Annotated in this window: 22 protein-coding genes; 15 read left to right on the top strand and 7 right to left on the bottom strand. The window is 63.3% G+C overall.

Features of this window, described 5'->3' with window-relative positions:
• Positions 1–411: 411 nt before the first annotated feature.
• The 7 genes from tpx to def form a co-directional block, all read right to left on the bottom strand.
• The gene (gene tpx, locus CEW87_RS05960) at positions 412–912 is read right to left on the bottom strand and encodes a thiol peroxidase (protein WP_108971871.1); all 501 of its coding nucleotides are present in this window, start codon (positions 910–912) and stop codon (positions 412–414) included.
• 51 nt (positions 913–963) lie between these two features.
• Positions 964–1,860 carry a cache domain-containing protein gene (locus CEW87_RS05955; protein ID WP_108971870.1) on the bottom strand — a complete coding sequence of 299 codons (897 nt, stop codon included), beginning with the start codon at positions 1,858–1,860 and terminating at the stop codon, positions 964–966.
• Between the two features lie 101 nt (positions 1,861–1,961).
• Complete coding sequence (locus tag CEW87_RS05950) at positions 1,962–3,083, bottom strand: transglutaminase-like domain-containing protein (RefSeq protein ID WP_108971869.1); 1,122 nt, start codon at positions 3,081–3,083, stop codon at positions 1,962–1,964.
• A gap of 19 nt (positions 3,084–3,102) precedes the next feature.
• Positions 3,103–3,624, bottom strand: coding sequence for a TlpA disulfide reductase family protein (locus CEW87_RS05945; protein WP_108971868.1), 522 nt, complete (start codon positions 3,622–3,624; stop codon positions 3,103–3,105).
• 364 nt (positions 3,625–3,988) lie between these two features.
• Positions 3,989–4,831 (bottom strand): zinc metalloprotease HtpX, encoded by an 843-nt coding sequence (htpX, locus tag CEW87_RS05940; RefSeq protein WP_108949997.1) that lies wholly within the window; start codon positions 4,829–4,831, stop codon positions 3,989–3,991.
• 59 nt (positions 4,832–4,890) lie between these two features.
• Positions 4,891–5,853, bottom strand: a complete 963-nt coding sequence (gene fmt / locus CEW87_RS05935; protein ID WP_108971867.1) for a methionyl-tRNA formyltransferase — start codon at positions 5,851–5,853, stop codon at positions 4,891–4,893.
• A gap of 22 nt (positions 5,854–5,875) precedes the next feature.
• The gene (gene def, locus CEW87_RS05930; RefSeq protein ID WP_108971866.1) at positions 5,876–6,379 is read right to left on the bottom strand and encodes a peptide deformylase; all 504 of its coding nucleotides are present in this window, start codon (positions 6,377–6,379) and stop codon (positions 5,876–5,878) included.
• A 165-nt stretch (positions 6,380–6,544) separates the two neighbouring features.
• On the opposite strand from def, the gene CEW87_RS05925 reads away from it, so the two are divergent.
• From CEW87_RS05925 to CEW87_RS05855, 15 genes are all read left to right on the top strand, one after another.
• On the top strand, positions 6,545–7,567 hold the full coding sequence (locus CEW87_RS05925) for a LysM peptidoglycan-binding domain-containing protein (protein ID WP_108971865.1): 1,023 nt from the start codon (positions 6,545–6,547) through the stop codon (positions 7,565–7,567).
• A gap of 59 nt (positions 7,568–7,626) precedes the next feature.
• Positions 7,627–8,745, top strand: coding sequence for a DNA-processing protein DprA (dprA, locus tag CEW87_RS05920; RefSeq protein WP_234421688.1), 1,119 nt, complete (start codon positions 7,627–7,629; stop codon positions 8,743–8,745).
• A gap of 68 nt (positions 8,746–8,813) precedes the next feature.
• Positions 8,814–9,281: a DUF494 family protein gene (locus tag CEW87_RS05915; RefSeq protein ID WP_108971863.1), complete on the top strand. Its 468-nt coding sequence runs from the start codon at positions 8,814–8,816 to the stop codon at positions 9,279–9,281.
• 114 nt (positions 9,282–9,395) lie between these two features.
• Positions 9,396–11,999 (top strand): DNA topoisomerase III, encoded by a 2,604-nt coding sequence (locus CEW87_RS05910; RefSeq protein ID WP_108971862.1) that lies wholly within the window; start codon positions 9,396–9,398, stop codon positions 11,997–11,999.
• Positions 12,000–12,170: 171 nt separating this feature from the next.
• The gene (locus tag CEW87_RS05905; RefSeq protein WP_108971861.1) at positions 12,171–13,778 is read left to right on the top strand and encodes a peptide chain release factor 3; all 1,608 of its coding nucleotides are present in this window, start codon (positions 12,171–12,173) and stop codon (positions 13,776–13,778) included.
• A 20-nt stretch (positions 13,779–13,798) separates the two neighbouring features.
• On the top strand, positions 13,799–14,317 hold the full coding sequence (locus CEW87_RS05900; RefSeq protein ID WP_108949990.1) for a retropepsin-like aspartic protease family protein: 519 nt from the start codon (positions 13,799–13,801) through the stop codon (positions 14,315–14,317).
• Between the two features lie 4 nt (positions 14,318–14,321).
• A complete protein-coding gene (locus tag CEW87_RS05895; protein ID WP_108971860.1) occupies positions 14,322–16,007 on the top strand; it encodes a sensor histidine kinase in 1,686 nt (561 codons plus the stop codon).
• The gene (locus tag CEW87_RS05890) at positions 16,004–17,371 is read left to right on the top strand and encodes a sigma-54-dependent transcriptional regulator (RefSeq protein ID WP_108971859.1); all 1,368 of its coding nucleotides are present in this window, start codon (positions 16,004–16,006) and stop codon (positions 17,369–17,371) included. The genes CEW87_RS05895 and CEW87_RS05890 overlap by 4 nt, the downstream gene beginning before the upstream one ends.
• 371 nt (positions 17,372–17,742) lie before the next feature.
• Complete coding sequence (locus CEW87_RS05885; RefSeq protein WP_199917126.1) at positions 17,743–18,918, top strand: ABC transporter substrate-binding protein; 1,176 nt, start codon at positions 17,743–17,745, stop codon at positions 18,916–18,918.
• Positions 18,919–18,949: 31 nt separating this feature from the next.
• Positions 18,950–20,257, top strand: a complete 1,308-nt coding sequence (locus CEW87_RS05880) for an ABC transporter substrate-binding protein (protein ID WP_108971857.1) — start codon at positions 18,950–18,952, stop codon at positions 20,255–20,257.
• Positions 20,258–20,338: 81 nt separating this feature from the next.
• On the top strand, positions 20,339–21,238 hold the full coding sequence (locus tag CEW87_RS05875) for a branched-chain amino acid ABC transporter permease (RefSeq protein WP_108951433.1): 900 nt from the start codon (positions 20,339–20,341) through the stop codon (positions 21,236–21,238).
• The gene (locus tag CEW87_RS05870) at positions 21,238–22,182 is read left to right on the top strand and encodes a branched-chain amino acid ABC transporter permease (protein ID WP_108971856.1); all 945 of its coding nucleotides are present in this window, start codon (positions 21,238–21,240) and stop codon (positions 22,180–22,182) included. The genes CEW87_RS05875 and CEW87_RS05870 overlap by 1 nt, the downstream gene beginning before the upstream one ends.
• Complete coding sequence (locus CEW87_RS05865; RefSeq protein WP_108971855.1) at positions 22,179–22,964, top strand: ABC transporter ATP-binding protein; 786 nt, start codon at positions 22,179–22,181, stop codon at positions 22,962–22,964. The genes CEW87_RS05870 and CEW87_RS05865 overlap by 4 nt, the downstream gene beginning before the upstream one ends.
• Positions 22,961–23,608 (top strand): ATP-binding cassette domain-containing protein, encoded by a 648-nt coding sequence (locus CEW87_RS05860; RefSeq protein WP_108971854.1) that lies wholly within the window; start codon positions 22,961–22,963, stop codon positions 23,606–23,608. The genes CEW87_RS05865 and CEW87_RS05860 overlap by 4 nt, the downstream gene beginning before the upstream one ends.
• A gap of 21 nt (positions 23,609–23,629) precedes the next feature.
• Complete coding sequence (locus CEW87_RS05855; RefSeq protein WP_108971853.1) at positions 23,630–24,784, top strand: iron-containing alcohol dehydrogenase; 1,155 nt, start codon at positions 23,630–23,632, stop codon at positions 24,782–24,784.
• Positions 24,785–24,786: the final 2 nt, after the last annotated feature.

Genomic DNA, 24,786 nt, shown 5'->3' with positions numbered 1-24,786 from the left:
TGGTTATCTGGCCCCATCGATGGAGCCAGATAAGCCCTAAGCAGATCTCGTTCCACCCCTTGGAATCCGGAGAGAATCGGCCACGCCCATGTCAATCAAGGGCTTGAAGGCACTGTGGCGGTGCGTGCCGGGCACCCGATGCACGACAATATTGCACTGCAACACCATGGAGTGCGGGGCTTAGGCACTTCGATTCGGCCCCGCCCTTTCAAGCCCGGGTGAAGAATCTGGCCCCATGGCTTGGCGCCACTGGTCCCATGACACCTCCCGGAAAACGCCGAAACCGGAGCAGAACCGGGCGCAGGCGCCGGAAAGCTGCGGTCGGAATGTAAAAAGGGGTGCCATTCCCTGCGGATGGCACCCCTTTTCGGTTTCGCCGCCGCGCGGGCGGACGAAACGAACGGCAGGAACTTACTTCAGCGCAGCCAGCGCGGCAGCGTAGTCGGGCTCATTCTTGATCTCGGACACGAGTTCGGAATGGATCACCTTGTTATCAGCGTCCAGCACCACGACTGCACGCGCGGTCACGCCGGCGAGCGGGCCCGAGGTGATGGCGACGCCGTAGTCGGTAGCGAAACCTGCGCTGCGGAAGGTCGACAGCGTCTGCACGTTGTCCAGGCCTTCGGCAACGCAGAAGCGCTTGGCGGCAAAGGGCAGGTCGGCAGAGACAACCAGCACCACGGTGTTGTCCAGGCTGCCCGCTTCGGCGTTGAACTTGCGCGTGGAGGTGGCGCAGGTCGGGGTATCGAGGCTGGGAACGATGTTCAGCACCTTGCGCTTGCCGGCAAAGGCGTCGAGACCGACATCCTGCAAATCGGCAGCGGTCAGGCTGAATGCGGGCGCAGCAGCGCCGACCTGCGGGAAACTGCCGGCCACGTCGATGGCGTTGCCGCCCAGAGTTACTGTGCTCATGTTGATGTCCTCTTCAGGGGTGGGGCTGCCGGGCTCTGTGGGTGGCGCCGGTCAGCGGGTGTAATAGCCTACACCAACGAGCTTGCCGTCGACAGCGCGAAAATAGGTGTGCTTGCTCTCGACCTTGGCGGTGGTGGGGTTGCGCCAGGCGTAATCGAGTTCGCCTGCGCCGTTCCTGCGCGCAATGTTGATCATGTCAGTAATGACTGCCTTGCCCTTGGGGTCGCGCAGATCGTGGCCATTGCGCCCGATCAATGCCGGACTCGCACCATGGGCGAGGAAACGTCCGTCCTCCATATTCACCACCAGCACGTACAGATCGTCCAGCGTGAAGTTGCCCCCGATGCGCTGAAATTCGGCCAGCGCAACCGAAGCATCCGCAGCCAGGGCTTCCGCCGCACGGTCGAGCAAATGGCGGGCCTGAGCAGCGGTGGCCCGTGGCGAATAAAAGCCGACGGCCACGATGGTATCGCCGACCTTGCGGAACAGCGTCACCTTGGGCTCTTCACGATTCTGCACCGGATTCAGCCAGCGGTACTCCACCCGGCCGCCGCCCTTGGCAGCCGCCAGATCGAGGATTTCACGAAAGAAGGCCTTGCCACTCGCATCGGTCTGTTCCGATACATTGCTGCCGATCAGGGCAGCAGAAGATCCGCCGCTGGCAAGAAAACGACCGTCGTTGGCGAGCGCGTACACATAGAGATCGCCATCGACAAAGCTGCCCTGGCGGCTGAAGTCAGTGAGGGCGTCCTGCCCCTTCGCCTCGACATGAGCGACCGCGCGTTCGAGCAGTGCGCCGGCGCGCTTCTCGTCCCAGCGCTCGGACAGACGCATTGCCTCCGTGGCCTGAGTCGGGCTCGAAGTCTGGGCGAGGGCGGGCATCGATGCAGCGCCACCCAGCGCCAGCAGCAGTGCAAGACCAAGCGCATTGCGGGTGTAAAACGACATGACGCGTCTCCTGACTATTTGAACGATTGTACGATAAGATAGAAAAAAACGCCGCCGATGTCGAGCAACATCGGCGGCGTGTGCACTTTGGCCGGCTGCGGTCAGGCTGCGGTCAGTTCGCGCGAGGTCAGGGTGTAGCGGAAAGCGGCAGGATCGAGGCTGTCGAAGCGGCCCGCTGCGTTTTCGCCCTGCGGATACATCAGGAAGGGCACGACGGGACCGGTGCTGCCCGGCAGCTTCACATCATGACCGAAGTTGTAGGCCAGCCAGTTGGTTTCCCACGCACCGAACAGCTGCTTGCGCGCCGCCACGACTTTGGCGTCGTCGAGCGCGAGTTTGCCCGGCGGCTCTTCGAGCACGACCTTGCGCACGTCTGCCGGGTCGACCGGCACCCAGCCGAAGCCCGACAGAAAGACTTCGGCGCGGCAATGCTGCGCCTTCGATACATCGCCGCTCTTGCCCAGGCTCTTGTAGCCGAAGCGCGAGTCGGCCACGCGCACGCCGTAGACGTCGCGCGACGGGAGGCCGACAGCACGGGCCAGACCTACGTAGAGGGTGTTGAGGTCGGCACACTTGCCCGACAGGTCACGGGTCTCGAGCATGGTGCGGATGTCGCCGACACCGCAGCCACGGGTCTTGGGGTTGCGGAAAGTGTTGTCCACCACCCAGTCGTAGATCGCGCGCGCCTTTTCCTCGTCGGTGCTCGCGCCACGGGTGATCTCAAGCGCGGTGTCACGCACGATGCCATCGGTCGGCAGCAGTTCGGTGGCACGGGTGTAGAGCTCGAATTCGGCCGCCGACAGTTTGATCGGGCTGGCAGCCGGGCGGCTGAAATCGGTGGCGCGGTCACGGGTGGCGAAGCGACTGACGATCTCGAGCTGCGGATTGACCGTCTCCGGCGCCCACTCGGCGTACAGCATGGAAGCACCGTACACCGGGTCGGTCTCCACCCGCATCACGCTGGCGTTGCCCTGCCACAGGTTGCCCATCGGCCGGAACCACTCGGCGGCATCAACCGACGGCAGGGGCACCCATGCGCGCAGCACGCCACCCGCCTGCTGAGGTTCGACGCGGCTGGTCAGCTCGAAGGTGCGCCAGCCGGCCTCGGGGCTGGGCGCAAACGGCGCAGCCGGGGTCGCGGGAACAGCGGCCTGCGCGGCGAGGCCGGGCATGGCCAGGGTGGCGGCAAGCGTGGTGGTCTTGAGAAAATTGCGACGGTTCATCAGTGTGCTTCCTTTCAATTCAATTGGAGTTCATTCGTGTGTCGATGCCGGCAGCCTTGAGCACGCGGGTGCGCACTGCAGCATCGCGCCAGTCGGCTTCGCCGCGCACGCGCAGCCGGGGCTGGTGCGACGTGTTGAGCACATAGGTGGTGGGGATGGTGCGCACACCCCACTGGCGGGAGATCGCCTGATCGTGATCGGCGATCACGACGAGCGTGTCGAGCAGGTGATCATCGAGAAAGCGACGGGTATCGGCTGCACGGTCGGCCACGGCAACGGTGATCAGCACCATGCCGGGCTCGGCCTCGTCGAGCTCGACCAGGGCCGGCATCTCGTCACGACACGGCCCGCACCAGCTCGCCCAGAAATTGACCATCACCGCCTTGCCCCGCACTCCATCGAGTGCCGTACGCAGAGCGGGCGGAAAAGGCGGCAGCTGGTCGATGGCCTCAAGCCCGTTCGCCTGTGCGCCGAACGGCAGCGACAGGGCGAAGGCAAGGCTGGCGAGAAAGGCCGGGCCGACGGTGCGGCCAGTCTTCACCGCAGCGGATCCGGTTCGGAATGGACCGGCGGTCTGCTGCAAATGGCAGCAGGATTCAGAGGGCTCGCACCAGGCGCGGCACGAGCGCAAACACGCCTTGTGGAGGCGTATTCAAGAAAAAACATGTTGTTGCTCCCGATTTGTCGGTTACTGCACCGGTGCGGGAAGCCGCCGGCACGCATTTATGCCGGCCCTCGCGGGCAGGCGGTTGGATGGCAGTACATAGACCGCCGCTTCGGGAAGGCCAAAAACCTGCCCGAAGCCGTAATTCTAGGAGATTGCAAAGCAATCGGGGCAGGGATCCGAAAATGGATCACCTGCCCCGACCGGTATCACGCCGCCGCACGGGCAGCCAGAAAGATGCTCAGCGCATCGCGCGCAACTTGGCGACGCGTTCCTCAGTCGCCGGATGGGTGGAGAACAGCCCGCGCAGACCGCCGCCGGACAGCGGATTCATGATCATCATCTGCGCAGTCTCCGGATGTGCCTCGGCAGCGTGCATCGGAATGCCGCGGGCGAAAGCGTCGATCTTGGTCAGCGCGCTGGCCAGGGCATCGGGATCGCCCGAAATTTCGGCACCACCACGATCGGCACCGAACTCGCGGGTGCGGCTGATCGCCATCTGGATGAGCATGCCCGCAATCGGCGCCATCAGCATGACGATGATGGAGACGATCGGGTTCGGACGGTTTTCACCATCACGCGAACCGCCGAAGAACATGCCGAACTGGGCGAGCGAGGAAATGGCACCGGCGACGGTGGCAGAGATGGTCGAGATCAGGATGTCGCGGTTCTTCACGTGCGCCAGTTCGTGCGCCATCACGCCGCGCAGCTCACGCTCGGAGAGCATGCGCATGATGCCCGAGGTGGCAGCCACCGCCGCATGCTCCGGATTGCGGCCGGTCGCAAAGGCGTTGGGCTGGTCTTCGTCGATGATGTAGACCTTGGGCATGGGCAGGCCGGCGCGCTGCGACAGATCGCGCACCATGTTGTAAAGATAGGGCGAGGAGCTCTCATCGACCTGACGGGCGTTGTACATCTTGAGCACCGCCTTGTCCGAGAACCAGTAGGCCCACAGATTCATGCCGCCGCCCAGCAGCAGCGCGATCAGCATGCCCTGCTGGCCCCCGATGGCACCACCGACGACGCCGAACAGGGCGACGATACCGGCCATCAGGATGGAGGTTTTCATCCAGTTTCCAAACATTGATCGTGTTCCTCAAGAACGTTGGGTTTGCGCGATAGATGGAGGCAATTACCGGAAAATCAAGCAGCTGCCGAATTTCCGACGGTAAACCTGTCACCCGCATTGACTGCAAAACCGCGCAGAAATTCCCCTGCGCCCATGCGTCTGCTACCGGGTCGCTGCATGGCCGTAAAGCACAGCGCAGCCTCGCCGCAGGCAATCACCATGCCGGCTTCGTCCGCCCGCAACACTGTGCCCGGCTCGCCACCGGCATCGACGAGGTGCGCAGACCAGAACTTGATCGGGGTGTCGCGCAGATGTCCCACCGCTCCCGGGAAAGGGTTGAAGGCCCGCACCGCACGTTCGATCTCCTGTGCCGGGCGCAGCCAGTCGATTTCCGCATCGGTGCGACTGATCTTGCTGGCGTAGGTCACGCCTTCGAGCGGCTGCGCCTGAGCGCGGAGCTCTCCCTCGGGCAGCAGGCGCAGGGTCTCGACAATATCGCCGGCGCCAATCAGCGCGAGCTTGTCGTGCAGACTGCCGGTGGTGTCGTCCGCGGCAATCGGCAGCACGTGCCGCATCAGCATCGGCCCGGTATCGAGCCCTTCGTCCATCTGCATGATGGTGATGCCGGTCTCGGCGTCACCCGCCTCAATCGCGCGATGGATCGGCGCCGCCCCACGCCAGCGCGGCAACAGGGATGCGTGGATGTTGAGACAGCCCAGACGTGGCAACTGCAGGACCTCGGGCGGCAGGATCAGGCCGTAGGCGGCGACCACCAGCACGTCCGGCGTGCACTCGGCAAGGCGGGCACGCTGCTCTGCCGTGCGCAGACGCTCGGGCTGATCAACATCGATGCCGTGCTTCAGCGCGACCTGCTTGACCGCGCTGGGCGTGAGCTTCATGCCGCGCCCTGCAGGGCGGTCGGGCTGGGTGAGGACCAGCGGCACTTCGAAGCCGGCGTCGATAATCGCTTCGAGCGCGCGCGCTGCGAAATCCGGCGTGCCTGCAAAGGCCACGCGCAAGGGAGGGGTCGTCGTCATCGGGTTCTCTGGCAGTCCGCGCTCAGGCGGTGATTCGGGCTTTCTTGGCTAGGCGGCTCTTGATCCGGCCCAGCTTGAGCTGCGACAGGTATTCGACGAATACCTTGCCTTCGAGGTGATCCAGTTCGTGCTGGATGCAGACGGCCAGCAGTCCTTCGGCCTCGAGCTCGAAGGCTTCGCCCTTTTCGTTGAGCGCCTTCACCCGGACGCGCTCAGCACGCGTCACCTTCTCGTAGATGCCCGGGACCGACAGGCAGCCCTCTTCACATATCTGCTCGCCGCTGCGCTCGATGATTTCAGCATTGATCAATGCCATCAGCCCGGTCTGGTCTTCACTGATGTCGATCACCACGACGCGCTTGTGAACATCGACCTGGGTTGCCGCCAGTCCGATGCCGGGTGCCTCGTACATGGTTTCAGCCATGTCCTTGACCAACTGGCGAATGGAATCGTCCACAACGGCAACTTCGGTCGCGCGCGTATGCAGACGGGGATCAGGGAAACGGAGTATTGGTAGTAGAGCCATAAATGCTTGCCGCGATAAGCCTTTAAGTGCAGAATTTCAAGCGCTTTGACATGAATGACCATGTGCTGCGCCTGACGTCGTATTGGGGTATGTCTTCTTCGACGCTCGCCGGCCATTTGCGTTCCGGGCCGGCTCGTGCCGACCCGCATCAACCGGAAGCGAGCAATGATACGAATTATATTCCCTCTCATCGTCTGCATTGCGACCCTTGTCAGCAACACTGCGGCCGCCCAGGGCGCAGAGATTGCAGACGATGCGCCGGACTCCTACACCGTCGTCAAGGGCGACACCCTGTGGGGCATTTCCGGACGCTTCCTCAAGCAGCCGTGGCGCTGGCCGGAAGTCTGGCGCATGAACCGCGACCAGATCCGCAATCCGCATCTGATCTACCCGGGCCAGATCGTGCATCTCGATCGCAGCGGCCCATGGCTCAGCATCGGCAAGCGCCTGGGGATCGACAAGCGCCTTCCGCAGATCTACGAGGAAACATTCGGCAACGAACTGCCCAGCATTCCGCTGAACGCGATCGAGCCCTTCCTGAACAAGCCGCTCGTCGTGGACGAAGCCCGTTTGCAAGGCGCGGCCACCATCATCGCGACTGAAACCAACCGCGTATTCACCGGCCAAGGCGACACGGTCTTTGCCAAGAACGTCAGCGCCGATGCGGATGTATGGCAGATCTTCCGCCCGGTCACGCCGCTGAATGATCCCATCACCGGTGAGATCATCGCCTACGAGGCGGCCTATCTGGGCGCTGCGCGCGTCACCGAGCGCAGCGATCCGGTCACCCTCGAGATCGTGGACTCGGTCGAGGAGATCGGCGTCGGCGACCTGATGCTCCCGAGCGAGCGCCCGAGCGTGTTCTCCTTTGTACCGCACGCGCCGGAGAATCCTGTCGACGGTCGCGTCATGTCGATTTACCGCGGCGTGGCTGAAACCGGCAAGCTCAACGTGGTCTCCCTCAACGTCGGTGAGCGTGACGGCCTTGAACGCGGTCACGTGCTGGCCCTGTATCGCAACCGGGGCATTGCCGAATACAAGGAAGAAGGTGTCAAGGAAACCTATCAGCTTCCCGAGAAGCGCTATGGCCTGGTGTTCGTGTTCCGCACCTTCGATCGTGTTTCCTACGCTCTGGTGATGGATTCGGACGGACACGTTTCAATCGCTGACAGCGCTCGCAAACCCTGACCGCAAACGCTCTAACGGCGGACAGCGCAGAGCTGGCCGCCTGGCTGAGACTGGCGCTGGTGCCCGGCCTGGGCCCCGAGCGCCAGCGCAAGCTGCTGGCCGCATTCGGCCTCCCATCAGGGATCTTCGCGCACAGCCGCAGTTCGATTGCAGCGGTGATCGGGGGCGAGGGCGCCGATCTGCTCCTGGCCCCGTGCGAGCGCACCGCAGTCGATGCTGCGCTGGCGTGGTCCGCAGAAGCCGGCAATCACATCCTCACGCTGGCCGACAGCGCCTATCCGCAGGCACTCCTCGACACCGCCGATCCCCCCATCGTGCTTTACGTGAAGGGCGATCCGGCACTGCTCAACCGTCCAGGGCTAGCCATTGTCGGTGCGCGTTCATCCACCGCCCAAGGCGTGGCAAACGCGGAAGCCTTTGCCCGCAGCCTGAGCGAAGCGCAACTCACCATCATCAGTGGCCTGGCCCTCGGTATCGATGCGGCAGCCCACCGGGGGGCGCTCTCGAGCGGCGAGGGCAGCACAGTCGCGGTCATCGGTACCGGCGCCGACCGCATCTATCCCGCCGGCAATGCCGCGCTTGCGCGTGAGATCGCTGCCAGCGGTGCCATCGTCAGCGAGTTTGCCCTCGGCACCCCGCCCTTGCGACACAACTTCCCGCGTCGAAACCGCCTGATCGCCGGACTGAGTCACGGCGTGCTGGTGGTTGAAGCCGCAATCGGCAGCGGTTCGCTGATCACCGCAAGACTCGCAACCGAGATCGGACGCGAAGTGTTTGCCATCCCCGGCTCGATCCACTCGCCCCTGGCGCGCGGCTGCCATCGCCTGATCCGGGAAGGAGCGAAGCTGGTCGAGACGGCCGAGGACGTACTGGAGGAGTTGCGGGGACGGGTGAGTACGCTGCCGCCCGCCCGCACACGATCACGCCGAAAAGCCGCGTCAGCGCCCCTGACCGCCCCCTCTCAGCCAGAATTGCCGCTCACGCCCGAGGCCTCGAAACTGCTCGCGGCCCTGGGTGACGAGGCCATGGATATCGACACCCTCGCGCTCCGTTGCGGCTTGACGGTCGATGCGCTGTACGCCATCCTGCTGCCCATGGAACTGGAGGCCGTGCTCGTTCGCCTGCCAGGCAACCGGTTCCAGCGCCTCCATAAAGAGGGAGCGCCCGTTCGGGACTAGTACCCGACGTTCGCGAGTGCCGCGTTGTGCGGCCTGTTGAACCGTCAAGCTCATTCCGGGAGGTCATCATGTTCGACGTTCTTGTATACCTCTTCGAAAGCTATATTCACGCCGACGCCTGCCCCGCGTCCGATCAGCTTGCCCGCAAGCTCTCGGCCGCCGGGTTCGAAGACGAAGAAATCAATGAGGCGCTCGACTGGCTCGCCGGTCTGCGCCGCGTCGCCGAAACCAGCCAGCCATGCACGCCGCCGAGCGCGGGTTCGATCCGGATTTATGCCGAAGAAGAACACGCTCAGCTCAGCCCGGAATGTCGTGGCTTCATCGCGTTTCTCGAAGCCGCTGGCGTACTCGACGCCAGCAAGCGCGAGCTGATTGTCGAGCGTGCGATGGCACTGGGCGACTTCAACATCACGTTGAACCGGCTCAAGGTCATCGTGCTGATGGTTCTGTGGCAACAGGAACAACCTGTGGATGGTCTCATCATCGACGAACTGCTATCGGGCGACGATGAAGAGTATCAGCCAGTCTTCCACTGAGTCCGGAGCGGACTCGGCGCCCTTGCAAGTCATCCGGCGGGCTCTTTATCATCCGCCGCTCTACAACCTATCGGACGGACGCCCATCGGGGTGCTCCGCAGCGGCCAAGCCGGCATGAGCAAGCAACTAATCATCGCGGAAAAACCCTCCGTTGCGCAGGATATCGCCCGTGCGCTGGGCGGCTTTACCAAGGAGAAGGACTACTTCGAGTCCGATGACTACGTATTGTCGTCGGCCGTGGGTCATCTTCTTGAACTCGCCGTGCCGGAGGAATACGAAGTCAAGCGCGGCAAGTGGACCTTTGCCCACCTTCCCGTCATCCCGCCGCACTTCGCCATCAAGCCGATCGAGAAGACCGAGGATCGGCTCAAGCTGCTGACGCGGCTGATCAAGCGCAAGGACGTCACCGGCCTGATCAACGCATGTGACGCGGGACGCGAAGGCGAGCTCATTTTCAACTTCATCGCCCAGCATGCCGGCACCGGCAAGCCAATGCAGCGCCTGTGGCTGCAGTCGATGACCGCCACCTCGATCCGCGACGGTTTTGCCAACCTGCGCGCCGCCCGCGACGTCGAAGGTCTGCGCAATGCCGCGATCTGCCGCGCCGAAAGCGACTGGCTGATCGGCATCAACGGCACGCGTGCGATGACCGCGTTCAACTCCAAGACCGGTGGCTTTCACCTCACCACGGTCGGCCGGGTGCAGACCCCCACGCTGGCCATCGTCGTCGAGCGCGAAGACCGCATCCGCAAGTTCAAGCCGCGCGATTACTGGGAACTTGAAGCCACGTTCGGCTGCAAGGCGGGCGAGTACACCGGGCGCTGGCTCGACGAGAAGTTCAAGAAAGTCGAGGGCGACGAACACGCCAACGCGCATCGCCTGTGGGACGCGGCAAGTGCCGAAGCCATTCGCGCCAAGTGCGAAGGCAAGCCGGGACAGGTCAGCGAGGAGGCCAAGCCTTCCAGCCAGATGTCACCGATGCTGTTCGACCTTACCAGTCTGCAGCGCGAGGCCAACGGCCGCTTCGGCTTCTCGGCCCGGGTCACGCTGCAGATCGCCCAGGCACTGTACGAGAAGCACAAGGTCCTGACCTACCCGCGTACCGATGCACGTGCGCTGCCGGAAGACTATGTCGGCACCGTACCTGAGGTGATGAAGGGGCTGCCGATCGAATACGCTCCCTTCGCCAACGAAATTGCGAAGAAGGGCTGGGTCAAGCCGAACAAGCGCATCTTCAACAACGCCAAGATTTCCGACCACTTCGCGATCATCCCCACCGGCGCTGCACCGAAGTCGCTGTCGGAAGCCGAGCAGAAGATTTACGACCTGGTTACCCGCCGCTTCCTGGCGGTGTTCTACCCCGCAGCCGAGTACCAGATCACCACCCGCATCACCCGGGTCGAGGGCGAAGCCTTCAAGACCGAGGGCAAGGTGCTGGTGAACGCAGGCTGGCTTGCCGTGTATGGCAAGGAAGGCACGTCGGACGAAGGCGGCAAGGACAGCAAGGAAGGCGGCGGCGCCCAGCTGGTTGCGGTGCAGCCGAACGAGACGGTGTCCACCGAGGACCTGCTGGTCAAGGCGCTGCAGACCAAGCCGCCAGCACGCTTCAACGAAGCGACGCTGCTCTCGGCGATGGAAGGCGCGGGCAAGATGGTCGACGACGAAGAGCTGCGCGCCGCCATGGCCGACCGCGGCCTCGGTACGCCAGCCACGCGGGCACAGATCATCGAAGGTCTGATCGCCGAGCAGTACATCCATCGCGACGGGCGCGAACTGATCCCGAGCGCGAAGGCGTTCTCGCTGATCACGCTGCTCAAGGGCCTCGGCGTGTCTGCGCTGACCTCGCCGGAGCTGACCGGCGGTTGGGAGCACAAGCTGTCGCGCATGGAGCGCGGCGAGCTGTCGCGCGAAGCCTTCATGAACGAGATCGCCGAGATGACGCGCGAAGTCGTCGATCGCGCAAAGAGCTTCGAGTCCGATACCGTACCGGGCGATTTCGTCACCCTGAGCACGCCGTGCCCGAAATGTGGTGGGGTGGTGAAGGAGAACTACAAGAAGTTCGCCTGCCAGTCCTGCGACTGGAGCACGTGGAAGATCGTTGCCGGCCGCCAGTTTGAGTACAACGAGATCGAGACCTTGCTACGCGAAGGCAAGGTCGGCCCGCTGCTCGGCTTCCGCAACAAGATGGGCCGGCTATTCAACGCCGACATCGTGCTCAACGAAGACAAGCAGCCGACTTTCGACTTTGGTCAGCCCAAGGAAGGCGAAGAGGCCGAACCGGTCGACTTTTCCGCTCAGGAAAGCCTCGGCAGCTGCCCGAAATGTCAGGCGCGGGTGTTCGAACATGGCATGGCCTATGTCTGCGAGAAATCCGTGGGGCCAGGCAAGAGCTGCGATTTCCGCTCGGGCAAGGTCATCCTGCAGCAGCCGATCGAACGCGAGCAGATGAGCAAGCTGCTGACCGAGGGCAAGACCGAATTGCTCAAGGGCTTCGTCTCCGCGCGCACACGACGCAAGTTTTCGGCTTACCTGGTACGCGGCAAGGACGGCAAGGTCGGCTTCGAGTTCGAGGCCAAGGCACCGAAAGCCGGCGCAGCCAAGACCGCAGCGAGCAAGACCGCCGCCACCAAAGCCAGTACCAAGAAGACGGACGAGGACGGCGAAGCTGCTGCGGCGAAGCCGGCGCCACGCAAGCGCGCGACGAAGAAATCCGCCTGACCACGACAGGACCTGTGACCGCAGGCGTGCAAGCACGCCGCCGCGCTGCAGGCCCTGTCGCTTCATCCGGGCTGTGCCGATCGCCACGATCGGGCCCGGTTCCTTGGTAGAATCGTGCCTGTTCCCGCCTCGCCCCATCGGGCCGGCGGCTTTGTTTTTTGCGGATCTCCCATGGCCGATACCCCTTTCCCGCCCGAACTGCTGCGCGATGTCCAGAAGCGCCGCACCTTCGCCATCATTTCCCACCCCGACGCCGGCAAGACCACGCTGACCGAAAAGCTGCTGCTGTTCGGCGGCGCAATTCAGCTCGCCGGCACGGTGAAGGCGCGCAAATCGGCCCGCCATGCCACCTCCGACTGGATGGAAGTCGAGAAGCAGCGGGGCATCTCGGTCACCAGCTCGGTGATGCAGTTCGAGTACCAGGGCAACACGATCAACCTGCTCGACACTCCGGGCCACGAAGACTTCTCCGAAGACACCTATCGCGTGCTGACCGCCGTCGATGCCGCAGTGATGGTGATCGACGCTGCCAAGGGTGTGGAAGCGCAGACCATCAAGCTGCTCGACGTCTGCCGCCTGCGCAACACGCCAATCATCACCTTCGTGAACAAGATGGACCGCGAGGTGCGCGAGCCCTTCGAACTGCTGTCGGAAATCGAGGAAGTGCTCAAGATCCAGTGCGCACCGGTGAGCTGGCCGATCGGCATGGGCAAGGCCTTCCGCGGCGTCTATCACCTGCTCAACGATGCCGTGCTGCGCTTTACCTCCGGCGAGGAAAAACGCAGCGACGCCGAAGTCATCAAGGACATCAACAACCCGCTGCTCGACGAGCTGTTTCCGATGGAAATCAAGCAGGTCCGCGACGACGTCGAACTGCTCAACGATGCCTCGCCCCCGTTCGAACTCGAGGAGTTCCTTGCCGGGCGTCAGAGCCCGGTGTTCTTCGGCTCGGGTATCAACAACTTCGGCGTACAGGAGATCCTGCAGGCCCTGATCGACTGGGCCCCGCCACCTCAGCCGCGTGACGCCGGCAAGCGTCGGGTGGAACCGGCCGAGGCACCGTTCTCCGGCTTCGTGTTCAAGATCCAGGCCAACATGGACCCGAAGCACCGCGACCGCATCGCCTTCTTCCGCATCTGCTCCGGGCGCTACAGCTCGGGCATGAAGGTGAAGCACGTGCGGGCAGGGCGTGACATGAAGCTGGCCAACGCGCTGACCTTCATGGCCAACGAGCGCGTGCTCAAGGACGATGGCGTGGCCGGCGACATCATCGGCATTCACAACCACGGCCAGCTGCAGATCGGCGACACCCTGACCGAAGGCGAAATCCTCGGCTTCAAGGGCATTCCGTATTTTTCGCCGGAAATGTTCCGTGCCGCACGCCTGCGCGATCCGCTCAAGTCCAAGCAGTTGCAGAAAGGCCTGCAGGAGCTTGGCGAAGAAGGCGCCATCCAGGTGTTCGAACAGGAAGGCGGGCAGATGCTGCTCGGCGCCGTCGGACAGCTGCAGTTCGAGGTGGTGGCCCAGCGCCTGAAGGATGAATACAAGGTCGATGCGATTTTCGAGTCCGCCGACATTCACACCGCGCGCTGGCTGACCTTCCCCGACGACCTTACCCGACGCAATTTCGAATACGAGCAGGCACTGCGTCTGGGCAAGGATGTGGATGGCAACATGGTCTATCTCGCCACCAGCCGCTACAACCTCGCAGTGACCATGGAAAAGTGGCCGAAGGTCGGCTTCCATGCCACCCGCGAGCACGGCCAGGTCCTCGCCTGAACCGGTCTGCACACTGAGCGATGAACACGCCCGGGCAGCACAGCACCCGCAGACTCGGTCGCATCATGTCGTGGCTGTCGGCGCTGGCGCTGCTCGGCGTGCTGTGGCTGTTCTTTGCCGATCAGGTTGATCGCCGACTCAACCCCAACCGCTACCTGGAAGTTGCGCCGGGTAGCCGCGAACTGGTGCTCCAGCGCAACCGCATGGGGCATTACGTCGCCCCGGGCACCATCAACGGCCAGCCGGTCAGCTTCCTGCTCGACACCGGCGCGACCCAGGTTTCCATCCCCGCCCATCTCGGCCCCGTGCTCGGGCTGCAGGCGGGCGCGCCGGCACAGGTGATCACGGCCAACGGCAACGTCACCGTGCGCATGACCCTCATCGACGAACTCGCGCTCGGCCCCTTCGTGGCCCGCCAGATCCGTGGCGATCTCAACCCGGGAATGCGCGACGACCAGATCCTGCTCGGCATGAGCGTGCTCAAGCACCTCGAGTTCGTGCAGCGCGGGGATACGCTGATCCTGCGGGCGCCGGAATGAGCGCATGAGGATCCGGAACAGTCTCGTCCGGAAGTATTTTCTGGTGTCCCTGCTGGGCGCCGTTTTGCCAATGGTGCTTGTATCGGCGCTCTACGACCGCTACGCCAGCGCACTGCTCGAACAGATCACCGGCGAACGGCTGTCGGCTCAGCTGGCATCGACCGCAAGCCGGCTGAACGCGTTTTTCGACGTTCGCGTCTATCAGATCGAAACCCTGTCCAATCATCCCGCACTTCCCCTGCTCGCGCAGGCCCCTCTGACCGGGCTCGATACCGAAATCGACGCCTTGCTGCGCATCGAAGCCGATGTCCCGGACCTCTACGGCATCCTGATGTTCGGTGCATCCGGACAGCTCAGCAGAATCATCGCCGGCCAGGCCGCTTCCGGCGCCCCCTACTGGAGCGATCTTGCCTTCGATGTGGCCACCCTGCCGGTCACACCTGCATCGGGTGTGGATGTAATCGGGCCCGTCGTACCGGCAGATGGTGCCTCCGGCTGGTTCCTGATGCGACAGTCGCTGCGTAACCTCAACAATGGTGACCATGCGGGCAGCATCGCCTTGCATGTGCGCCTGGCATCGGTAACGGAATTGCTCGGCGGTGCCTCACTTGCCGGCATCCTGCAGCCGGTGCTGAAGACCCCGGCGGGCATCTTCAACGTCGTGGGCCAACCCGTCACCCCCAGTCGCCAGATGGTTGCGGGCCCCGAGGTGTTGCCAGGCTGGCAACCGATGCTGGTCGTCGATCCCGACCAGCTGATCAAACCCTTCAAGACCGCACGTCACGGACTCTACTTCGCCAGCATCACCGCGCTTCTCGTCATCATCGTGCTGTTCGCGCGCCTGGCCGGGGGCCTGAGACAACGGGTCGAACCCCTCACTGCAGGTGCGGAAGCCGTATCGACGGGGGACCTGAATTACCGCATCAAGGTGCTGGGCGATGACGAGATCAGTCTCGTGGCAACCAGCTTCAACAGCATGGCGAGCAAGTTGCAGGAAATGTTCGAACGCACGGTCCGGGTGGAACGCCTCGCGGTGCTCGGCGAATTCGCGACCGGCGTTGCACACGAGATCCGCAACCCGCTGGCGACGATCAAGACGACCGTGCAGGCGCTGGCCCGAAGCGAAAAGAACAACGAGCGCCTCGAACTCCTGGAGGACGTCGGTCGCGAGATCGACCGCCTGAACCGTGTCATGAGCGATCTGCTTGAGTTCGGCCGTCCGCGCCCGCCCGATTTGCAGGCGGTCTCCGCGCGCGCCCTGCTCAGCCGTCTGTATTCCCTGATGAACCCTTCGACCCTTCAGGCGAGCATTAATCTGGAGGTGGCCGAAGATCAGGATCATGTCACTTTTCATGCCGACGAAGACCAGGTGATCCAGATTCTCGTCAACCTGATCCTGAATGCGGTTCAGGCAACACCAGCGGGCGGTTCGGTCAGGCTTCAGGTCGCACGCACCGGTCCGTCCGAAGCCGCGATCGAAGTACGCGACACCGGCACCGGCGTGGACGAGGCCGTTCTCGCCCGAATGGCCGACCCGTTCTTCACCACCAAGCCCAAAGGCTCGGGCCTCGGCCTGAGCATTGCGCGGCAACTTGCCGAATTGCAGGGGGGCCGGCTCGAGTTTTTCAGCACCTTGGGAGAAGGAACAATGGTAAGGCTCACCCTGCCAACACAAGGGGACACGCTTTGAGTGCAGTACTGATCATCGACGACGAAGCCGCCTTGGTACGTTCGCTGAGTTTTGCGCTGAAGGAAGCCGGATACACTCCGCACAGCGCACACAACGGTGTCGAAGGACTGGAGGCCACAGCCCGGATCGCACCCGATGTAGTGCTGCTCGATCTGCGCCTGCCGGACCTTTCAGGCATGGAGGTGCTCGAGCGTTTGCGCGAGCGCCAGCCGGATTTGCCGGTGGTCATGATTTCGGCGCACGGCGATACCCGCGCCGCGGTTCAGGCGGTGAAGCTTGGCGCTGCCGACTACCTGAGCAAGCCCTTCGAACTTGATGACCTGTTCCACGTAATCGAAACGGTGCTCGACAAGAAGCGCATGCGCAGCGAACTCAGCTTCCACCGCGAGGCCGCACTCGGGTCGGGATCACTCATCGGCGACAGTCCCGCGATGCGCGAGCTCGATCAGACCGTGCGCCGCGTCGCCACCAGCAGTTCTGCCCGCGTGCTGTTGCTGGGCGAGTCCGGCACCGGCAAGGCACTCGTCGCACGCGCCATTCACGCATGCAGCCAGCGCGCCGACGGCCCCTTCATCGAGGTGAACTGCGCTTCGCTGCCGGAGCAACTGATCGAGGCCGAGCTGTTCGGTGCGGAGAAGGGCGCCTACACGGGCGCGCATCAGAAACGCACCGGACTCGTCACCCTGGCCGGCAACGGAACGCTGTTCCTCGACGAGATCGGCGAACTCCCCCTCGCATTGCAGGCGAAGTTCCTCCACTTTCTCGAGGACGGAAGCTACCGCCCCATTGGCTCCGGAAGGGCGCTGAATACGGATGTGCGGGTGGTGGCTGCGACCAACCGCGACCTGGCCGAAGAAGTGAGCCGGGGGCGATTCCGCGAAGATCTGTATTACCGGCTCAACGTCATCCAGCTCCGGATACCGCCCCTGCGCGATCGGGGCGACGACATCATCGAACTGGCAACCCACTTTTGCCAGCGCTATGCGCGCGAGGAAGGCAGCACACCGATCCGGCTGTCAGACGAGGTGCGGGAGATCTTCCTGCGCTATCCATGGCCGGGCAATGTTCGCGAACTGAAGAACACCATCGAGCGGCTCACCATCCTGACGCCCGGACGCAGCATAGTGCCTGCCGACCTGCCAAAGGAGATGACTGTCGGCACGGCGAGTCCGGACGCGGACACACCTGCAGAAAAGGAAAAACCGGCGTCGGTGGGACCCATCACCGGCCAGCTGGCAGAAGCCGAGCGTCAGTTTGTGGAAGCGGCGCTCAGTGAAGCCGGCGGTCAGAAAGGCCGCGCTGCAGACATTCTCGGCATCTCGCGCCATGCGCTGAAACGACGACTGCAGCGGCTCGGCCTGTAAGCGAGCGCAATCCGCTCAGACACGCGCGCACGGCGAGCGGAATCCGCTCATAAAGCGCTCACGTGCGCGCTTCGAGCTCGCATCAACTCGATCACCCCCCCCTTGAACCCCAGCATCCATGCCCCCTGGCGATCAAATCGCCGGGCTGGCATGGGCTTTGCTGTTATTGAACCAAAGTCGTAAGGATGCGTGCATCCGAAACGACATCGAGAGGAGACACCGTCGTGACCCAGTTCCATACAGGGCGCCGTTTTGCAGCCCGGGCAGCATGTTCACTGCTGGTACTTTGTGCCGCGGTCGAGCCGTTGACCTCGTGGGCTCGAGTGGAGCTTGGCGCGCCTGCCGGCAAGGCAGACGCCACGATAGGCTGCATGTTCCCGATGACCGGTCGCGCAGCGATCTACGGTCGCGACAGCATTGCCGGGATGAAGCTGGCACTTGCCGACCTTGCCCGCGATGGCACCCCTGCACCGGCGCTGCGGGTGCTGATCGACGACACCCGCTCGAAAGCCTCCTATGCGGTGCGGATTGCGGAAGATTTCATCCACCGCGATGGCGCCCGTTTTCTATGTGGCATGGTCAGCTCAGGCGTAGCCCATGCGGTGAGCCAGACCGCCCAGCGCAACCGGGTGATCATGGTCGGCACCGACCACGCGTCATCGCGCCTCACCATCGAAGCCTTTCACAAGTACTACTTCCGGGTGTCGAACGACTCCTACACCTCGATGGCGGCCGGTGCCCGCTACCTTGCAGAACTGCAGCGCAAGACCGGCTGGAAGCGCCTCGCGTTCATTGCCCCCGACTACGACTACGGTCACGTCTCGTGGATCGACCTGCGCAGCAACTTCGAGCGACTCGGCGTCAAGTTCGACCTGGTCGGCATGTTCTGGCCCAAGCTCTATGAGCCGGACTACTCCCCCTACATCGACGCGCTGCAAAAGGCCGAACCCGAGATCGTCGTCACCGCGCTGTGGGGCGGAGATTTCATCGCCTTCATGAAGCAGGCGGCAAGCACCGACTTTTTTGACCGCACCCGCCTCGCGAACTTCGATACCGGCGCCAATTACGAGGTCATGGTCGCGCTCGGCGACAAACCGCCAAAAGGCCTGATCGTCTCCGCCCGCCATCACAACAACTGGCCCGAGAGCGAACGCAACCGCCGTTTTGTAAACGATTTCCACAAGGCCGAAGGCCGCTTCCCGACCTATGCAGCCGAAGGCGCATACAGCGGAATCATGATGATCGCGGCAGCGATCAGAAAGGCCGGCAGCGCGACGGACACGGATGCCATCGTGGCAGCGCTGGAGGGGCTGCACCTGCAGCTACCTGAAGATCCCGACGGTTTCACGTCATATATCGACCCAGACACCCACCAGATCGTGCAGATGCAGGCCGTCGGCGAAGTCGTGCCGGACGACCGCTTCCCGCCCGCACGGGTCATGGTCGGCAACTGGACCGTATATCGGGCGGAAGACCTTTCACCGCCGCCCGCCCTTGTCCGCGAACGTCGCTCCCGAGCGGCAGGAACGGCGGATTACTTTCCGTAGAACAAAGCTTTACCCAAGGAGGCAACACCAGATGAAAAGAACAAAATCGTATCTCGCACCCACCGCCCTCGCACTTGCCGCGGCCATCGGTTTTTCGGCGCCGGTCACCGCAGCGGAAAACGGAAAATTCCGTGTGGGTATCGTGACCTTCCTGTCCGGCGCGGCTGCTGGCCCGTTTGGCGTACCGTCGCTCAACGGCGCCAAGCTCGTGATCGATGCCCTCAATGAAGGCAAGGTGCCGGCGCCCTACGGACTGAAGGGCATCAATGGTCTCGAGATCGAAACCGTCATCGTCGACGAGAATGGTGGTGCAAGCAAACAGGTGGAAGAGTTCCGCAACCTGGCCGAGCGTCACAAGGTTGATGCCGTCATCGGCTATATCTCGTCCGGCGACTGCCTGGCCATCGCGCCTGTGGCGGAAGAGCTGAAGCTCACGACGGTACTGTTCGACTGTGGCACCTCGCGCCTGTTCGAGGAGAACAAGGCCCCCACCTACGTTTTCCGTACCGGCCTCGATGCCGCCATCGACAACATCGGCGCAGCGCGCTATCTCATCGATACCGGGCGCAAGCTCGAGTCCGTGGCCAGCATCCAGCAGAACTACGCCTGGGGCCACGACTCCTGGGGCGATTTCTCGGCTGCCATCAAGCAGCTCAAGCCCGGCGTCAAGGTCACCACCGAGCAGTTGCCCAAGCTCTTCCAGGGCCAGTACGGTGCCGAGATTTCCGCGCTCAGCGTCAGCAAGCCGGACGTGATCCACAGCAGCTTCTGGGGCGGCGACATGGAAGCCTTCGTGCTCCAGGGCAACGCCCGCGGCCTGTTCGACAAGCGTACGGCCGTCCTGACCTGTGGCGAATCCGCACTCGACCGCTTCAAGGGCCAGGCTCCCAATGGCCTGGTGATCGGTGCACGTGGTCCTTTCGGTGCCTTCGCACCGGAAAACACGCTGAGCACCTGGTTCCGCACCGCTTATCGCAGCAGCGCGGAAATGGACCCGACCTATCCTGCATTCAAGATGGCACAGGCCATCCTGGGTCTGAAAGCAGCTGTGGAAAAGGCAGCGGGCAAGCCCGGCGTCATTCCGGCCAAGGAAGAAGTGGCCCGCAGCTTCAAGGGTCTGACCTTCGAGTCCGTGTCGGGCACCGTGCGCATGGCGCGTGCCAACGGTCATCAGGCGCTGCAGGGCATTGCCTACGGCGAATACAAGTTCGATGCAAAGTCGGACAAGGCCACGATTGCCAACGTGAAGTCCTACAGCGGCGAATGCGTGACCCCGCCGGACGGCACCAGTGCAGCCGACTGGATCAAGGCCGGCTTCCCCGGTGCGCAGTGTAACTAAGCCTGCGTGACCTGCCCCGGCGGAGCCATTCCGCCGGGGCCTCCTTTCCGTGTTTTCCCCTCTCTCATCGGAGCAATGAGCATGACGACGCTCTATGCAATTCTGATCGACGGGATGATCTACGCCTCATGGTTGTTCATGGTGGCGGCGGGTCTGACCGTGATCTACGGGGTGATGCGCATCCTGAACATGGCACATGGCAGCTTTTACTCCATCGGTGCCTATACGGGTGCATCCCTCGTTGGCTGGTATTTCTCCGGCGCAGAAGGCGCGCCCTACTGGAGCTATGCCTTGTTGCTGGGTGCCGCGCTGGTGTCTGGCGTGGTGGTGGGTCTGCTGATCGAGCAAGGCCTGCTGCAGTTCATGTACAAGCGCGACGAGATCCTGATGGTGATCGTCACCTATGCCCTGCTGCTGATTCTGGAAGATGCCACCAAGCTCATCTTCGGCGTCGACCCCTATTTCACCTTCCAGCCCTACAGCCTGCTCGGCCGCAGCGAGATCGGTGAGCTGACCTTCGCCAATTACGACCTCGCACTGATCGCCGTTTCGGCCGTGATCGGTGCCGCCTGCTGGCTCACGCTGAACCGGACCCATACCGGAAAAGTCCTGCGCGCGGTGATTCAGGATCGCGAGATCGCAATCGCCATGGGCGTGAACGTGAAGTTGATGTTCGCCGCGACCTTCGTGGTCGGTACCACGCTGGGTGCGATCGCCGGCGCACTGACCGCACCAGCGATCTCGGTGTCGCCCGGCATCGGCGTCGAAGTGATCGTGCTGGCGTTTGCCGTCGTCGTGGTCGGCGGTCTGGGCAGTATCGAAGGTGCGATCGTCGGCGCCCTGCTGGTCGGGATCACCCGGGCAGCGGCGGTACACCTCGCACCACAAATTGAACTGTTCGTGATCTACGGCGTTATGGCCCTGGTGCTCGCGGTGCGGCCACAAGGCCTGTTCGGACGCGATCTGGCGAGGAAAATCTGATGTTCAAACTCGATAAAACAGAAATCTGGCTGGTCGTGTCGGCACTCGTGCTGGTTGCGTCCGCCTTCCTGCTGCCGAGCTGGCTGACCTTCATCCTGACCCTGGCCCTGGCCAAGGGACTGGTGGTGCAGGGCGTCGTGATCCAGATGCGTGCCGGTCTGGTCTCCTTCGGACAAGGGCTCTTCTTCTGCATCGGCGGCTACAGCGTCGGCATGGGCGGAGCCTTTCTCGGTATCCACGATGCATTCGTGCTGATCGGCCTCGGGGTTGCAGCCTCAGTGGGCGTGGCCGCGATCCTCGGCTTGCTGATGACCCGCTATCGCGACATCTTCTTCGCGATGCTCTCGCTGGCGCTGTCGATGATCCTGTACGGTCTCATCGTCAAGAACCAGGCTCTGGGATCGACCGACGGTTTCAACGTCCATGACGTCTCCTTCCTCGGCTGGATGCCTGCGGGCGAAGATCAGAAACTGGTCATCTTCGTGCTCACGGTCCTCGTTGCCGGCGGTATCGCGATCGCGCTCAACCGTTACATGAAATCGGGACTGGGCGGCGTCAACGAGGCCATCAAGGAGAACGAGATCCGGGTCGAGTTCCTCGGCCTCTCCCCGCGCTGGATCCTGTACGCCAATTACCTCTTTGCCGCCGGCATTTCCGCCGTGGGTGGCGCATTCACTGCGCTCGCCACCGGCCATGTCGACCCCGAAATGGCGTTCTGGACCACCTCGGGCGAGTTCGTCTTCATCGCCCTGCTCGGCGGCACTTCGCATGTGGCCGCGCCCTTCATCGCCGCCGTGCTGTTCGCGCTGGTGCGCACCTATGCGCTCGAACTGGCACCGCATTCGTGGCAGATGATCCTCGGCTTCGTGCTGCTCGCCATCATCGTCTTCCTGCCCAAGGGCTTGTGGAGTCTGGTCGCCGAGAAACGGAGGGCTGCGGCATGAGCACCATTCTCGAAACCCGCGGCCTGAATCGCAGCTTTGGCGCGGTGACGGCTGCACGTGACCTCAATGTGCAGATCGAATCCGGCGAAGTCGTCGGCGTCATCGGCTCCAACGGCGCCGGCAAGACCACCTTCATCAACATGGTGACCGGCTATCTGCCACCTTCGTCGGGCGAGATCCTGTTCGAGGGCAAGTCCATCGTCGGCAAGAGCACACGCGAGATCATCCGCAAGGGTATGACGCGCTCCTTTCAGGTGGCGCAGCTCTTTCCCGAAATGACCGTGCTCGACAACCTGCTGATTGCGCTCGTCGCGGCCGAGGGGCCACGACCGTCCTTCTTCAGCGGCCTTCGCAGCAAGTCCCGGGTCGCAAGGGCCGACGAGATCCTTGAGGAATTCGCCGTCCAGCAATACCGCGACGCCATCGTCAGCGCAGTGCCGCAGGGCGCACGCAAGCTGATCGACATCGCCATGGCCCTGATCGGAAAGCCCCGCATGCTGCTGCTCGACGAACCCACCAGCGGCGTCAGCGTGGAAGAGAAGTTTCCGCTGATGGACACGGTGATGCTTGCGGTTCGACGCCACAAGGTGACGGTGCTTTTCGTCGAACACGACATGGAGATCGTCGAGCGCTACGTCTCGCGTGTACTCGCGTTCTACAGCGGCGAAATCATCAGTGATGGCGCGCCCGCCAAGGTGTTTGGCGATGCCAAGGTGCAGGAACTCGTCATCGGTCACGGCCACGGTCGCAAGACCGAAGACAAAGAGAGGAGCGCGGCATGACGCTGAATATCAGGGGACTCAACGTATCCATCGACAGCATTCCCATCCTGCGCGACGTTGAGATGGAAGTGCCCAAAGGCGCCATGATTGGTCTGATCGGACGCAACGGCGCGGGCAAGACCACGCTGATGCGCAGCATCATGGGCCTGCTGCCCATCGAGTCCGGCGCCATCCGCATCCACGACCAGGACATGAGCAAGGTGGCCGGTTACAAGCGCGCCGGGCTCGGCGTGAGCTATCTCCCGGAAGACCGCCGCCTGATCCCGCAGCTCACCGTGGAAGAAAACATCCTGATGCCGGCCTGGGCAAACGGGATCAAGGACGCGCCTCAGCGCCTGGCATGGATCTACGAGCTGATGCCCGAAGTGGCGGAGTTCCGGGAGCGCCGCGCGCTGCAGCTCAGTGGTGGTCAGCAGAAGCTGGTGGCCCTGGCGCGCGCACTGATGCCCGGAAGACGCCTGCTGTTGCTGGACGAACCATTCGAAGGCGTCGCGCCGGTGCTCTCGCGCCGGCTGACCGAGGTCATCGCAAGCCTGGGTAATGAAGGCTTGTCCGTGGTGCTTTCCGAATCCGACGACGTCCATTCTGCCGACCTCGTCGACCGCAGTTATCGCATCGAACGCGGTGTGGTCGAAGCCGCCTGATTCCGCCTCAAGGAGAAAAGAATGACGAATTTCGTGTTTGAAACCACGCCCCGGATCGTGTGCGAAACAGGCGCTGCAGCGCGTCTTGGCGATCTGGCAAAGGAACTCGGCATGCGTCACGCGATGATCGTGACCGATCGCGGTCTGATCGAGGCCGGTGTGCTGAATTCTGCACTCGAAGGCTTCAAGTCGGCCGGCGTTGCCACCACCGTATTCACCGACGTGCTGGCCGATCCACCTGAGGAATCGGTGCTGAGCGCAACCGAGGCCGCCCGCGCCGCCGGGGCAGACGGCATTATCGGCTTTGGTGGCGGCAGTTCGATGGACACCGCAAAGCTTGTCGCCCTGCTCGCAGGCGCCCCCCAAACATTGACCGAAGTCTATGGGATCGGGCTTGCCCGTGGTCCGCGCCTGCCGCTGATCCAGGTACCAACCACGGCCGGTACCGGCTCGGAAGTCACGCCAATCGCCATTGTCACCACGCCGACGCAGGAGAAGAAAGGCGTCGTATCGCCCATTCTCTACCCCGACATCGCCGTTCTCGACGGCACGCTGACCGTCGGTCTGCCGGCGCGGGTCACCGCCATGACGGGCATCGACGCCATGGTGCATGCGATCGAGGCCTATACCTCGCGCCACAAGAAGAACCCGCTGTCGGACAGTCTTGCAGTGAAGGCGCTGGAACTCCTCTATACCAATATCCGCAAGGTGATCGCCGACGGCAGCGACCTGCCCGCACGCTCGGCGATGCTGCAAGGCTCGCTGCTGGCAGGCATGGCCTTCGCCAACGCACCGGTTGCAGCGGTGCACGCCCTGGCCTACCCGCTGGGCGGGCATTATCACGTGCCACACGGCCTGAGCAATGCGCTGGTACTGTCACCCGTGCTGGCCTTCAACCGCAGCGCGGCGGAAACGCCCTACGCCGAGCTGGCACAGGTCATCCTGCCCCAGCGCAACTTTGCCAACGCCGCAGAAGCGGCCGACGCCTTCATCGAGGCCATGCGCACCTTGGTCGGCGAAATGCCGTTCGAGCAGCGCCTGAGCGAAGTCGGCGTCGGTGCCGATGACCTCGACATGCTCGCACGCGACGTCATGAACATTCAGCGCCTGCTGATCAACAATCCGCGCGACGTGACCGAAGCCGACGCACGCGCGATCTACGCCTCGGTACTGTAAGG

This window comes from Parazoarcus communis, assembly GCF_003111665.1.
Taxonomy (GTDB): domain Bacteria; phylum Pseudomonadota; class Gammaproteobacteria; order Burkholderiales; family Rhodocyclaceae; genus Parazoarcus; species Parazoarcus communis_B.
Note: the sequence above shows the minus strand (reverse complement) of the source record. Positions and strands in the feature narration are given on the sequence as shown.

Excerpts from the sequence above, each read along its gene's own strand:
- htpX (WP_108949997.1), bottom strand. The coding sequence starts at position 4,831 with ATGTTTGGAAACTGGATGAAAACCTCCATCCTGATGGCCGGTATCGTC.
- CEW87_RS05905 (WP_108971861.1), top strand. The coding sequence starts at position 12,171 with ATGGCCGATACCCCTTTCCCGCCCGAACTGCTGCGCGATGTCCAGAAG.
- CEW87_RS05950 (WP_108971869.1), bottom strand. The coding sequence starts at position 3,083 with ATGAACCGTCGCAATTTTCTCAAGACCACCACGCTTGCCGCCACCCTG.
- CEW87_RS05895 (WP_108971860.1), top strand. The coding sequence starts at position 14,322 with ATGAGGATCCGGAACAGTCTCGTCCGGAAGTATTTTCTGGTGTCCCTG.
- CEW87_RS05885 (WP_199917126.1), top strand. The coding sequence starts at position 17,743 with ATGTTCCCGATGACCGGTCGCGCAGCGATCTACGGTCGCGACAGCATT.
- CEW87_RS05870 (WP_108971856.1), top strand. The coding sequence starts at position 21,238 with ATGTTCAAACTCGATAAAACAGAAATCTGGCTGGTCGTGTCGGCACTC.
- CEW87_RS05910 (WP_108971862.1), top strand. The coding sequence starts at position 9,396 with ATGAGCAAGCAACTAATCATCGCGGAAAAACCCTCCGTTGCGCAGGAT.
- CEW87_RS05900 (WP_108949990.1), top strand. The coding sequence starts at position 13,799 with ATGAACACGCCCGGGCAGCACAGCACCCGCAGACTCGGTCGCATCATG.
- CEW87_RS05865 (WP_108971855.1), top strand. The coding sequence starts at position 22,179 with ATGAGCACCATTCTCGAAACCCGCGGCCTGAATCGCAGCTTTGGCGCG.
- CEW87_RS05875 (WP_108951433.1), top strand. The coding sequence starts at position 20,339 with ATGACGACGCTCTATGCAATTCTGATCGACGGGATGATCTACGCCTCA.
- def (WP_108971866.1), bottom strand. The coding sequence starts at position 6,379 with ATGGCTCTACTACCAATACTCCGTTTCCCTGATCCCCGTCTGCATACG.
- CEW87_RS05860 (WP_108971854.1), top strand. The coding sequence starts at position 22,961 with ATGACGCTGAATATCAGGGGACTCAACGTATCCATCGACAGCATTCCC.
- CEW87_RS05880 (WP_108971857.1), top strand. The coding sequence starts at position 18,950 with ATGAAAAGAACAAAATCGTATCTCGCACCCACCGCCCTCGCACTTGCC.
- CEW87_RS05915 (WP_108971863.1), top strand. The coding sequence starts at position 8,814 with ATGTTCGACGTTCTTGTATACCTCTTCGAAAGCTATATTCACGCCGAC.
- CEW87_RS05955 (WP_108971870.1), bottom strand. The coding sequence starts at position 1,860 with ATGTCGTTTTACACCCGCAATGCGCTTGGTCTTGCACTGCTGCTGGCG.
- CEW87_RS05855 (WP_108971853.1), top strand. The coding sequence starts at position 23,630 with ATGACGAATTTCGTGTTTGAAACCACGCCCCGGATCGTGTGCGAAACA.
- tpx (WP_108971871.1), bottom strand. The coding sequence starts at position 912 with ATGAGCACAGTAACTCTGGGCGGCAACGCCATCGACGTGGCCGGCAGT.
- fmt (WP_108971867.1), bottom strand. The coding sequence starts at position 5,853 with ATGACGACGACCCCTCCCTTGCGCGTGGCCTTTGCAGGCACGCCGGAT.
- CEW87_RS05925 (WP_108971865.1), top strand. The coding sequence starts at position 6,545 with ATGATACGAATTATATTCCCTCTCATCGTCTGCATTGCGACCCTTGTC.